This window comes from Paenibacillus sp. LT-B23 (assembly GCF_059417685.1).
In genome coordinates this window covers 44,757-56,929 of the sequence record NZ_JBSQBM010000026.1, presented here as the reverse complement: position 1 = coordinate 56,929, position 12,173 = coordinate 44,757, and the positions used below count along the sequence as shown (strand labels likewise).

Sequence of the window (12,173 nt, the reverse complement as noted above, 5' to 3'; positions counted from 1 at the left end):
AAAAAAGCCTGAGACTGCTTATCACAGACCCAGGCTTTACAACCATCAGCAAATGTTTGATTATGCTTGCAGCTTACCTGCACGAATATCGTCTGTCATACCTGCGTATGGCGCTTGAGAAATCAATTTTTCGTTGTTTACACCCGCATTTTCAATGAATGTAATATCTGCAAATTCAGGGACAACATATTTAGGATAGGTTTCATATTTTTCACGTGATTCTTCCATCAGCGGAATAAAATCGTTCTGATAGCGTACAGTGATTTCGGGATGCTCATGAACCCATTTAGGGAAGAAAATAATGCCGTGCATCCGTTTTTCCTCTGGCATAAAGTTCAGGGAAACGTCCGTACCTGTCGGTTCAGTCCACGATACTTTGTACACATTCTGCACCAGCTTCACCAGGTTAACCTTCTGGTCACGAACCCAACGTCCGCCTACCATGCCGCTATGAATGCGATAGTCGATGGTATCTTTATTTTTAATATATATTTCGTATTCCCAACCATTCTCGTAGGTGTAGATCATGTGACTGCCGATAAACTTGTCCATCTTGCATCCTTCTTTCTGTATTATGAGTTTTCATGAATTTGAACATCATGCTGAAAATAATAAGTATTGAATTTTAAACATGTAAACTTAAACATGTTTTTGATTACATATAAATTGTAGCACTGTGGTATACTAATGTCAAATACCGCATTGCGAGGAGAGCTACGTTGAAACGTACATTAAAATATGCCATTCTGGGCCTAATTCACAAAGAAGAAATGAGCGGCTACGACATTACGAGTCAATTCAAGAAGGAGATCGGGCAATTTTGGAGCGCCAAGCACAGTCAGATTTATCCTGAGCTCAAAAGGCTGACCGAAGAGGAGCTAATCGAATATCGCACCTCCATTACAGGAGCCAAGCTGGAAAAGAAGCTGTACTGCATCACGCCCAAGGGTACCCGGGAGCTGACCGAATGGCTACTGAGTCCCAAAGATTTACCAGAAACGGAAAAGGATGAGTTTATGCTTATGCTGTATTTTTCAGCAGCCATCTCCAAGGAAGAGAACAAGCGATTGTTCGAGGATCAGATTGCCAAACGTAAAGAAAAGCTGGAGTATTTATACGAAAGTAAGACCGCACTCCGACTGCTGGACGAAAACCTTCAATCTCCCGGCTCTGAACAATTCGGACATTATCTGGTGCTGAGTCGTGCTATCAATCGGGAGGAAAGCTATGTTTCGTGGCTGGAATATACGCTGTTGCTGTTTGATTAGGCTTCAATATGAAAAAGTGATATGAAATATAAAAAAACCTTCAACACCACGTAGATGGTGTTGAAGGTTTTTTGGTAACCATTCCAAATGATGCTTTTAGTCTGCCGTAGTATTGGAAGACGCGTAATCCTCAATTTCGATATCTGTGCTGAAGCGTACTGGAATGGCACTAAAGGTCTTGTCCCAATCTTTTTTGATCTTGCGCCACGCTTCGGGATGCTGAATCCGCAGTGCTTCTCCGAAGTTTCCAACATCCACCTGTAACTTTTGCATTTTCGCCAACGTTTTTTCGGCTATTGTATTGGCTTCTTCCTGCAAGATGTTCTCTTCTCGTGAGAGTAGATTTTTTTTTGAAAAATCCTGACCCGGATTGAGGTTTTCCGAAATACGCCCTGTCGCTCTCATGTGAACGTGAAAAGAGATGTCGTTGCCATGAACCGTAGCCTTGGTATGGCTTTTGACAGAATCGATCTCATACACGATACTTTTCCCGGTTTTAGGGTCCTTGCTTTTCAGGGTACCTCCATCCACTTCACCTTTCAACCACATCAGACCTTCTACCTCAGACTCGTTTAGAAGACCGATGTATTTTTGCGTCTTCCCCTGAATGACTCCCGCACCTGCAAGCTTGACTTCTTTCTCCCCGGTAATCACATTGGGCAATAAAAAACTGCTGTGGGCTTTCATCGGCCCAATGACTTTAACCAGAGACACGGGCTTGATCATACGTGCATTCCGTTTACGGTTGACAAAGACATCTTTCAATATAAAGGCGGGTGTCTCTCCGGGGACTTTTTCCTCAAGCGCATCACCTGCTTTTTCTGTACTAATTAGCAGTTGAACGCTCGGCCTAATATCATTATCCCCCGCAAAAAAGTCCAGCAGCTCGTACATAGGAAGCTTTTGTAGCAGACTGGAACTGATAATGATCGTCTTCAAGTGAAACCCGATGGCAGGACGATTGGAACGTAATGAAACTTCACGCAGCATTTCAAGCAGAGAATCCCCCGTTTCAGTCATGTTGTAAAAGGTTTTATTTTGTGCAGGGGCACCTCCAGAGCCTTTACCTCTTTCAGGGAGCAGAAATTGAAAGGTTGCTTTAATGGAATTTTTCTTCGGATAGTATCCTCCTTTCCGTTCAATATACGTTTCCTGCGGAGATATTTGTCCTACATCCAGTGCAATGCCCGTCTCCAGATTCAGATCCTCCACAGGTCTACTGCTCCAACACCCCGTCAGCATACAGCATGTCAGAAGGATTGCTATTCCGAAAAAAACGATGCGGAAATTCTTCATCATCGGAGTCTCCTCCAGCGTGAAATAAGCAGTAGCAGCAAGGGTAACAATCCATATAAAAGGATAGCCGCGTCACCGATCATCGTGCCTAACGAAAACACCTCGTTAATATTTTTGGGAATTCGGGAGATGACGTAAACAATCGGGAGTACAATAAACAGTATTTTGGTATACGATGTATTAAAAATTTGTGAGAGGCCAAGCGCACCACAGTACAAGCCAATGCTGAACGTAGCAAAAATCTGCATGATCCAGATGGACAGTAACAGGGACTCAAAGCGTTCAAATACGAGATAATCCACTTCAAAGCTGCGAGCCAAGTCCAGAAATGGCCACGTCCGAGTTACCACACCTTCCACCGAAAAAGCACCGATACACATGACCACAGCCGTCGTATAAAACAGCACCGTGATCCCGAATCCCCAACCAATCACCTTGATTGCTTTCTTAGGCTTTTCCATACAACAAATAATGATGAGCAGGCACTCACTACCTGTAAACGTCAGACTTGTAGACTTTATGGCTTTGATGACAGGCATGACCCCCTCCGACAATACGGGGCGCAAATTGTTCAGTTCAAAAATATTTAAGCTCAGCAGGCAGATGATCAAAAAGATAAACGCTGTAATGGGTAAAATAATCTGGCACACTTTACCTATCGCTCCTATACGGCCCATGCACAGATATAGCGACACCCACATAAACGGTGCTGAAATAGCCCATGCGGGCGTTCCCTCAAGCAGAAAAAACGATGTTACTTCTTCCACAGAGCGAATTTCAAATGCACACAAGGCTACAAAATAAATCACGACTAGCATACCGATAGTTTTGCCGATCGCTTTCCCCGTAATCTGCTGTACATACTGGTAAAAGGTTTTTTGGGGAAAGGTCTGACTTAACTTCACGATAATCCAGCCAGCCAGAAAAGCTATGCATCCTCCCAAGATCACGGAGATCCATGCATCAGGAGTCTTGGAAGCCTTAACTGCCACCCGAGGAAGCGTAAGCAGACCTGCTGCCATGGTAAAGCCGACAAGAATCCCTGTCGTCTGTAACGTTGTAAGTTTATCCTCCCCCAGTTTTTTCATATCGTTGTGGCTCCCTCCTTTCCTACATAACTAGCCTTTCCGCTTGGGTTGTTTGGGATTTAGCAGACGGGGTCTGCGTTTCATAAAATGTAACGGCGCCCGAATCATGTAATCCTTCCAGTCCCTCAACGAACGCGGAGATGTCAAACTAAGATAAGACAATCCAAAGCTTTTTAACTTAGCCATATGGATAACCAACAGCAGGAAAAACAGAATTACGCCATACAAACCGAAAATGGCTGCAACAAACATCCCCGCAAAGCGAAGCATACGCATCGAAATCCCGGAACTGTACACAGGTGTGGCAAACGAAGAAATCGCCGTAACTGCCACAACAATGACTAAAATGGGACTTACAATTCCGGCATTAACCGCAGCCTGTCCAATAATCAAACCGCCGACAATACCCATAGCAGGCCCAATAGGTTTGGGCAGACGCAATCCTGCTTCACGCAGAATTTCAATGGAGGTTTCCATAATCAGCGCCTCGATCAATGTAGAGAAGGGTACACCTTGTCTTGCGCTGACGATAGAAATGACCAGCATGGTGGGAATAAGCCCGGGATGAAACGAGATAAAGGAAATATAGAGAGCAGGCGCGAACAGGGAGATAGCAGTTGCCATAAAACGCAGCAACCGAATCAGGGAACCCGATAGCCATCGCTCATAGTAATCCTCAGGCGACTGGAGCATCATATCGTAGGTTACAGGCATTAGAAGGGCGAAAGGAGTACCATCCAGCAGCACAGCTACACGTCCCTCCAACAGAGCAGCCATCACCCTGTCAGGTCTCTCCGTATTTTGAATTTGCATAAAAGGACTGAGAAAATTGTCCTCAATGAGCTGCTCTACATAGCCTGACTCCATGACTTCATCCACATCAATGGTTTTGATCCGTCGTTTGACCTCCTCTACCAGCTCAGAATTAGCAATGTCCCTGAAATAGACAACCATGAGCTGCTTTTGCACCCTCTTGCCGACTTTGAAGGAATGCATGGCCAGTTCGGTACTTTCTCCGTGTCTGCGCAATAAGGCTGTATTATCGCTGAGTACCTCTGTGAAGCCAATCCGTGGACCTCGCAATACCGATTCTGATAATGGTTCCTCCACTCCGCGAGTTTTACCCTTGGATGAACCCAGAATAAGTACACCTGAAGTACCCTCGATCAAGAGTACGATAGAGCCGAACAAAACCTTCTGCAAAGAATATTTCACATCCTGCGTATGCTCTGTCTCTACTACAAGCATAACTTGACGGATAACCATATCCCGGAATGCATCGCCTTGCGGTATTTCTTCCTCTTGGTCTGAGCTTCCCCAATCCAGCAGTGGCTTGATTATATTTTGGTCCATGCTGGTCTTGTCCGTTAAGCCATCTACACAAAACAGACTTACCCTGGCCTGTAAATGATCCAGAAAAATAGACTTTTCATTAACATCCGCCATATCCGTTATGGCTTGTCTCATCTTCGTTACATTCGCCTCATAATCCTCAGAATAGCTTTCGTCCTCATTCTTACTAACATTCGGACCTTTGCTTTCAGAAGGATCGCGAGCATCTTCCTCTGTACGGTCGCGTTCTTCAAGCAGCTCTATTCGTTCCTTGCGTCTGCTTTCTCTGCCGTCGACCGTTTTAATTTGTCGAACCGCCAACAAGATGAGTAAAGGTACAAGGGACAAAAAGAAAGCCTGTACTAACACTGTCCATTTGGGCATATGAGTTACAATTGCCTGCCACATGTCCCTTCCCCCTTCGCCTACATACGATTTATATATATATTTACCGGGATTAGAAAAAAAATGCATGGGCATTGATCCGCTTTCCCACCATCAGATGCACATTCGAGACATAACAAGGGATATTCCCTTCAAGGAATACTTACTTGGTGGAATAAAATTCTTGCCTAATAAAAGGAATAAAATGGTATGTTTGATAGATGTCTAGCGATGTAAAAAGCCCAAATTCATGATAATATCATTTCATTCCATGACTAATGTCACGAATTTGTTGAATTCGTTGTCTATTATTCGAATTTGAAAAGGGGTTGTAGGTATGAAGAATCATCTTTGGAAGAAAACCGCTGTATTGAGTTTGTTAGCGGTCATTTTGGTAGGAGGAACGGCGGTAAGTCCCAAGCAGGCACAAGCAGCAGATATGCCTTACCTCGGAGAAATTACGATGTATCCTTACACTTTCGCTCCCAGGGGATGGTTAAAATGCGAAGGTCAGATTTTGAGTATTCAGCAGAATACAGCGTTATTCTCTCTGCTAGGCACTAATTTCGGTGGCGATGGAGTAAGCACCTTTGCTTTACCTGACCTGCGCGGGGCTTCTCCAATGCCGAACGTGAACTACTACATGGCAACTCAGGGTATATACCCAGCTCGCGAATAATAAGTGCGCAAAACGCTATGCTATTTTTCCGAAGAAGAGGTGATGGCGTGCTCGAAGGCAATAACTTCACACGCAACAAAATAAAACCCTATCGTTTGCTGATTCCACTGCTGCCCATTATCGGCGGTGCGGTTCTGCTTATAGGGACGGATGAAGCCCGTGCTGCTGGTACGGAAAATGTAGTGCTTAACAAACCCGTAACATCAAGCGGCTACAGCCAGCCCTATGAACCCGCCAGAGCAGTGGACGGCTCCTATGAGCCGACAAGCCGCTGGTATCAAGCCAGCAACGGTGAAAAATGGATTCAGGTAAATCTGGGAGACTGGTATATCGTGGATCGCTACGGTGTAGCAGGTATGGGGATCATGAATGGATGGCAGGATCAGCGCGACCCTTACAGTTTCCGACTGCAAACGAGCAGTGATGGAACAAATTGGGTTACTTCCGATACTGTTCAAAATAACGCTAACGCTCATTTTAGCCGAAGTATTTCCCCGGTGACTGCACGATACTTGCGTCTGTATATTGATCAAGGAAATGCGAGAAACAACCAATGGGCTTCAGTCATGGAATTTGAAGCTTATGGGGAGCGCTTACCCGTTCCACAGGCTCCGAGTCATTTTACAGGAACCCAAAAAGGAAATGCGGTGGAATTGAGCTGGGACGCCGTTCCTTACGCAACTTCATACAAGATCATCCGAAATGGTGTCACCCTGTATACAGGACCCTTAACCCAATTCACAGATTCTTCGCCATTACCTCCCGGTGCAGCTCTTTACAGCCTTCAGGCTGTGAATGTTAAGGGCGAAAGTGCTCCCGTAGAGGTCACGGTGAATATTCTGACCGATGCCGATTATGTTGCACAGGCTAAAACTGCACTGGCTCCTGGCTTTGCATCAGGAGATTCGGCTGCTACGGTATCCCAACGGCTGACACTGCCGCTGACCGGATTGAACGATACAACGGTAAGCTGGAGTTCGGATACCCCTGATGTCATCACCAATGAGGGGGCTGTCACACGCCCGCGCTACGATTCGGGTGATCGGAAAGTAAAGCTGACCGCGACGATTACAAAGGGAACCGCTTCGGATACCCAAACTTTTGAGGTTACCGTATTGAAGGTAGCTGCACAAGATACACTGGATCAGGCAGCAGATAGCCTGTCACTGGGCGATTTGTCTGCGGTGAAAGAAAATTTGTCTCTTCCTCTGTCCGGCTATGGTGGTGTCCAGATCGAATGGTCCTCTGCCAATCCACTTGTTATCGCACCAGATGGAACACTTAGCAGACCCTCCTATATTGATGGAAATACAGATGTTACCCTGACGGCTGTCCTGCATCTCGAAGGCTTAACGAAAACAAAGAATTTCACTGCACATGTGCTCAGTCTGCCGATGAACGATATTGAAGCCGTAAACGCAGCTTACGCGGCACTTGATGTACCTGTAACCACCGTAACCGGGGACGTATATTTGCCGAAAGAAGGCTTGAACGGCGTTCAGGTATCGTGGACCTCAAATCACCCCGAGTTCCTGGATCACAACGGTCAGGTCACGTTCCCGAGCTATGTACAGGGCGATCAAACCATTACACTGGAAGCTGTTCTGACAAGAGGCGGAGTTGAACTTCGAAAAACATTCAGCCTGCTCGTGCCCGCACTGCCCGTAAGTGCTGATGAAGCAGTGAATTGGGCAGCAAATACCCTGAAACTGGATTACCCGCAGGGGATTAAGGATTCCATCACTCTGCCGGATGCAGGAGCATTTGACACACGTATTGATTGGTCCTCGGATCAACCGGACGTTCTCAGCAGTACGGGTCAAGTAAATCGGCCGAAGTTTATAGACGGTGATGTGAATGTACAATTAAAGGCCACTATATCCAAAGGTTCAGCCTCCGTACAAAGATCATTCATGATCACGGTATTAAAGGCGTTGCCGAATACACCCTATGTACGTTTGAACGGCAACAACCCGATCATTCTGGAAGCTGGCAGCAGCTTCACCGATCCGGGAGCCAGCGTGCTGGACAGCGTGTACGGTAATGTTCTGGTACCTGAACTAACAGGTATCGGCAACGTGGATACGAATACGCCCGGTGTATACGTATTGAACTATGCTTATAGTGATAATTCAAGTTGGTCTGCTGAGCCAGCCGAACGCCACATAAACGTGCTGCCCCGTGCTATTGAAGCCGCAGCAGGCAATGACGCTACCGCCTCGGTGATCGTTACAGGCGCTTGGCCGGGCGCACGGCTTGAGCTGTACAATGCCCAGCAGGAGCTGATTGCGCAAGGAACCGCTTCTGGAGAAGGGAAATATGTATTTACACCTGTTCCTGAAGGAGTCGGCTACTACGTGCTACAGATCGTGAATGGTATGGAAAGTGCTCCCTCCAGATTAGTGTATGCACAGGGAATAACCGCCCAACGTGTAGCCGATTCCATCACAAGCCTGGCAGCACCTGCCGCCAGTGATACCCTGCTCAAGCTGCCTGCTGTGCCCGAGGGCTTCCGCCTGACCATCAGCAGCACTAGCCAGCCGGATATAATTCGCACAGATGGAGCTATCTTCCCGGCAGCAACCCAAACGGCGGTTACTGTGATACTGGAGGTCACCAAGGTAAGCGATGGTTCTCATGCCTTGACACAGCAAATCGAAGTAACCGTTCCCGCAAAGGTCATTGTGGACACAGGCAATTCTAATAAAAAAGACGAGAACCATAACAACGCTGTTATACAAAAGGAGCCTGGATTTTCTGAACAAGGAAAAGCAGTCATCATCCATATTCCTTCTACTGCATTTCTGGACGGACAAATCAGTCAGGCCCGTTTGGAAGGCAAGGCTTACGCGGATATTCATCTGGAGCAGGAAAAGAATATTAGTCAGGTTATTCTTCCCCTTTCTTCGCTGAATAAATGGGATACCATCGGAGCCTCGGTCATATCCCAATACGGAACACTGATGCTATCCAGTCATACCTTAACCGGCATGGCCTCGGGTCAGCAGGACGTTACGTTGTCATTCCAGCAGGCAGATGCACAACATGCACAGCAAATACGCGATTGGGCCGGACAACAATCCAATCTGAAGCTGATCGGTGCGTCTGTGGAAATCAAGGCTAACGTTACAGGCACATCGCATATCGTTCTGCCACTGGATGCCGAATCCATCCGTGAATTGCAGGGCAAGGAACCCCAGTTTTCTATTCTCGTTATTCATGACAATGGAGAGCATGAGATTCTGAAAGGTACGGCAGTGAGGGATTCCAAAGGAAATCTGTCGGCTGTGGGTTTCGATACGACCCGGTTTAGTACCTTTGCGATTGCTGTCTCTACTGATACAAAATCTCCATCCGATAATACAAACGCGCAGGACAGCACAACAAATTCAGCGGATTCGCAAGGCACAGCTCCGGTATGGCCGGATGTCCAAGGCCATTGGGCGGCGAAGTCCCTGCAATCGCTGGCAGCCAAAGGCTGGATACAAGGCTACAAAGATGGCAACATGCGTCCAGAGCGTGCGGTAAGCCGCGCAGAATTTGTGTCCATACTGACCAGAGCGTTGGGAACCACTGTACATGAGAGTGTGTCTACCTCATTTACAGATATGAATGGGCACTGGGCTGCATCAGCCGTGGATGCCGCTCATCGTCAGGGATGGATCGAAGGGTTAAATGCTCAGACGTTCGGCCCCGATGAACGTCTTACCCGTGAACAGGCGATGGTGATCCTGTCACATGCGATAGCGGATAAGGCATCGGCTTCAGGCACGGCCAAATTGCAATCCTATAAGGATGAACAGCAGATTGCTACATGGGCTTCCTCAGCCTTCGAAAAGGCTGTTTCCTCCGGTTGGATCAGCGGATACCCTGATGGAACGCTCAAACCAAAGGCAGCCATTAGCAGAGGCGAGATGGCTGAACTACTGGTACGTATTTTCAAATAAGACTGATTAAGTACCCAATGGATTTAGATATATTAGTGGAGTATAAGCAAAACAGCGCGGTTTCCGAGTTATTCGGAGACCGCGCTTTGTTTATGAATGATATGGACTAACCTTGCGTATCAATTAGATTTTAGATTGACGCTTGTCTGAAATTAAAAGCTCCAAACCATCCTCTACGATACGATTCAGCGTTATTTTTTGAGTAATGACCTTCTTAATATCCAGTCTGCCTGCCGCAATCATAGCAATGACTTCAGGGAAGATATGCCGATAGGCGGGCCCCAGCACCAGTGGAAGCCCGGTTTGGAAATACAGAAAATCGATATTAAAGCTTATGTACAAGCCTCCAATAATAATTTTTGTGTGGTGATTCACCCTTTTCGCTTCAGTAAATATATTGTTAATATCTGCGAAACGGGGGCGATGATCCACTTGTCACCTCTACAGTAGGGAGAAATGTGAGGAGGAGATATTTGAACATGAAACACAGAAAACCGTTCAGGTTCAGTGGTGCTTCAAAAAAAGAAGAGGATTGCAAACCACCTAAAGTTAGCAGAGAAACGGAAGAACTTCTCAAGCTGATTCAGGAATTAATCGCGATCATCCCGCTTGTTTTCGCTAATCCCTCTGCGGCTAATGTATCTTCATTGCAACAGATTTTACGCCGGTTATTAGCTCTGGCGAATACCTTAAAACTTAAAGGCCCCGTTAAAGCAGATTTACTGGCGGCGTTGGAACTGGCTATCGTAGCGTCGGAAGCCACCCCTTTCTCTCCGATCGGCGTTGGAACCACATTGCAACAACTACTGGATATCTTGTTGTCTATTATTTTGCAGGAAACCATTGACCCTGCCCTTAAAGACAGTTTGATCAGTGCTATCAGAAGTGCCGGGACGGCTATCAGTATTGCATTGGGAGGCACGTCAGGCACACCCGGGCCACGAGGGCCTGCCGGACCTGTTGGACCGGGCGGTGCACCAGGTCCTGTCGGTGGACCAGGACCTGTGGGTGCGGCAGGACCACAAGGTCCAGTTGGCCCTGCTGGTCCTGTTGGGGCTGCCGGGCCTGTTGGGGCTGCCGGACCTGTTGGAGCCGCCGGGCCTATCGGCGCCGCTGGGCCAGTAGGAGCCGCCGGGGCTGCTGGAGCCACCGGGGCTACAGGGGCTACAGGAGCTACAGGAGCTACAGGCGCGGCAGGACCTGCCGGGGGTGCTACCGGGGCCACGGGCGCTGTTGGAGCCACAGGCGCCACTGGAGCCACGGGTTCGGGAGCGATCATTCCGTTTGCTTCTGGCGGACCTGCGATTTTGACAACCATTGCTGGCGGCTTGGTGGGTACTACCAGTCTAATCGGCTTCGGAAGCTCGGCAACAGGCATTAGCCTTGTGGGTGGAACCATAGACCTGACAGGTACGCTTGTCGGTCCACTGATCAACTTTGCTTTCTCCGTTCCACGGGATGGCGTCATAACATCGATTGCCGGTTATTTTAGTACAACGGCTGCGCTTACTCTAATAGGTTCATCCTCAACGATTACTGCCCAGTTGTTCAGTTCGCCTACACCTAACAATACCTTTACAGCGGTTCCCGGAGCTATCGTTACGTTAGCACCACCACTCACAGGTATCGTTACCCTGGGTACAATTTCCAGTGGTATCACAACAGGATTAGCAATACCGGTAACTGCACAAACTCGTCTGCTCCTGGTCTTCTCCGCGACTGCTACGGGGGTTTCTCTTGTGAATACCGTTGTGGGTTATGCAAGCGCAGGCATTACCATTACCTGATCCAAGACGAAAAGGGCTCAGCAGGACTTGTTCCTGCCGAGCCTTTTTTTATTTGCATTAAAGTGATATTTTCACTTCTTCTCCATCTTCCCGAATAGTGAATGTTTTAATTTGTCCGTGATCAGGCTCTTGAACGATCCCTGTCTCCAAATCAATCTTCCAATCACATAGCGGATCATAAATGTAATGACCGGATACCATCGCTTCGGTAAGCGGCCCTCCTTTGGGATGCGGGCTGGAATTTTCAACAGCATAAAGCTTGTTCTCTGAAGTGCGAAAAACTGCAATTTCGTTATCATCCAACCGGATCGTCCGCCCAATTCTATTTGGAAAATCCTTACTGTGACCGACGATAAGCCACTCAGCATGCTTGATCATTCGCTTGATTGCTC

General features: G+C 47.4%; 10 protein-coding genes. 4 read left to right on the top strand and 6 right to left on the bottom strand.

The genetic code is table 11. The annotated features are described in order from the left end of the window. Positions 1 to 60: 60 nt before the first annotated feature. Entirely contained in the window at positions 61 to 552 is a 492-nt protein-coding gene (gene padC, locus ACWXW9_RS24990) for a phenolic acid decarboxylase (RefSeq protein ID WP_494931619.1), read from the bottom strand. A 167-nt stretch (positions 553 to 719) separates the two neighbouring features. Here padC and ACWXW9_RS24985 point away from each other — a divergent pair, with 167 nt between their 5' ends. Continuing rightward, positions 720 to 1,268 (top strand): PadR family transcriptional regulator, encoded by a 549-nt coding sequence (locus ACWXW9_RS24985; RefSeq protein WP_494931618.1) that lies wholly within the window; start codon positions 720 to 722, stop codon positions 1,266 to 1,268. A 96-nt stretch (positions 1,269 to 1,364) separates the two neighbouring features. Here the strand turns inward: ACWXW9_RS24985 and ACWXW9_RS24980 are convergent, their stop codons facing one another. Genes ACWXW9_RS24980 through ACWXW9_RS24970 form a run of 3 tightly spaced genes read right to left on the bottom strand, consistent with a single transcriptional unit; the run spans position 1,365 to position 5,392 of the window. Continuing rightward, positions 1,365 to 2,567 (bottom strand): Ger(x)C family spore germination protein, encoded by a 1,203-nt coding sequence (locus tag ACWXW9_RS24980; protein ID WP_494931617.1) that lies wholly within the window; start codon positions 2,565 to 2,567, stop codon positions 1,365 to 1,367. Continuing rightward, positions 2,564 to 3,652 (bottom strand): GerAB/ArcD/ProY family transporter, encoded by a 1,089-nt coding sequence (locus ACWXW9_RS24975; protein ID WP_494931616.1) that lies wholly within the window; start codon positions 3,650 to 3,652, stop codon positions 2,564 to 2,566. The genes ACWXW9_RS24980 and ACWXW9_RS24975 overlap by 4 nt, the downstream gene beginning before the upstream one ends. Positions 3,653 to 3,682: 30 nt before the next feature. Further along, a complete protein-coding gene (locus ACWXW9_RS24970) occupies positions 3,683 to 5,392 on the bottom strand; it encodes a spore germination protein (RefSeq protein ID WP_494931615.1) in 1,710 nt (569 codons plus the stop codon). Positions 5,393 to 5,705: 313 nt separating this feature from the next. Between ACWXW9_RS24970 and ACWXW9_RS24965 the strand changes: the two genes are divergently transcribed. Then, complete coding sequence (locus ACWXW9_RS24965) at positions 5,706 to 6,047, top strand: phage tail protein (RefSeq protein WP_494931614.1); 342 nt, start codon at positions 5,706 to 5,708, stop codon at positions 6,045 to 6,047. Positions 6,048 to 6,094: 47 nt separating this feature from the next. Further along, on the top strand, positions 6,095 to 9,994 hold the full coding sequence (locus ACWXW9_RS24960; protein ID WP_494931613.1) for an immunoglobulin-like domain-containing protein: 3,900 nt from the start codon (positions 6,095 to 6,097) through the stop codon (positions 9,992 to 9,994). A gap of 123 nt (positions 9,995 to 10,117) precedes the next feature. On the opposite strand, the gene ACWXW9_RS24955 is transcribed toward ACWXW9_RS24960, so the two are convergent. Next, entirely contained in the window at positions 10,118 to 10,426 is a 309-nt protein-coding gene (locus tag ACWXW9_RS24955) for a hypothetical protein (protein ID WP_494931612.1), read from the bottom strand. 47 nt (positions 10,427 to 10,473) lie between these two features. Between ACWXW9_RS24955 and ACWXW9_RS24950 the strand changes: the two genes are divergently transcribed. Next, positions 10,474 to 11,781, top strand: coding sequence for an exosporium glycoprotein BclB-related protein (locus ACWXW9_RS24950; RefSeq protein WP_494931611.1), 1,308 nt, complete (start codon positions 10,474 to 10,476; stop codon positions 11,779 to 11,781). A 57-nt stretch (positions 11,782 to 11,838) separates the two neighbouring features. Here the strand turns inward: ACWXW9_RS24950 and nirD are convergent, their stop codons facing one another. After that, on the bottom strand, positions 11,839 to 12,159 hold the full coding sequence (gene nirD, locus ACWXW9_RS24945; RefSeq protein WP_404581175.1) for a nitrite reductase small subunit NirD: 321 nt from the start codon (positions 12,157 to 12,159) through the stop codon (positions 11,839 to 11,841). Positions 12,160 to 12,173: the final 14 nt, after the last annotated feature.

Coding starts and splice junctions, on each gene's coding strand:
- padC (WP_494931619.1), bottom strand. CDS start 552: ATGGACAAGTTTATCGGCAGTCACATGATCTACACCTACGAGAATGGT.
- ACWXW9_RS24980 (WP_494931617.1), bottom strand. CDS start 2,567: ATGATGAAGAATTTCCGCATCGTTTTTTTCGGAATAGCAATCCTTCTG.
- ACWXW9_RS24975 (WP_494931616.1), bottom strand. CDS start 3,652: ATGAAAAAACTGGGGGAGGATAAACTTACAACGTTACAGACGACAGGG.
- ACWXW9_RS24970 (WP_494931615.1), bottom strand. CDS start 5,392: ATGTGGCAGGCAATTGTAACTCATATGCCCAAATGGACAGTGTTAGTA.
- ACWXW9_RS24965 (WP_494931614.1), top strand. CDS start 5,706: ATGAAGAATCATCTTTGGAAGAAAACCGCTGTATTGAGTTTGTTAGCG.
- ACWXW9_RS24950 (WP_494931611.1), top strand. CDS start 10,474: ATGAAACACAGAAAACCGTTCAGGTTCAGTGGTGCTTCAAAAAAAGAA.
- nirD (WP_404581175.1), bottom strand. CDS start 12,159: ATGATCAAGCATGCTGAGTGGCTTATCGTCGGTCACAGTAAGGATTTT.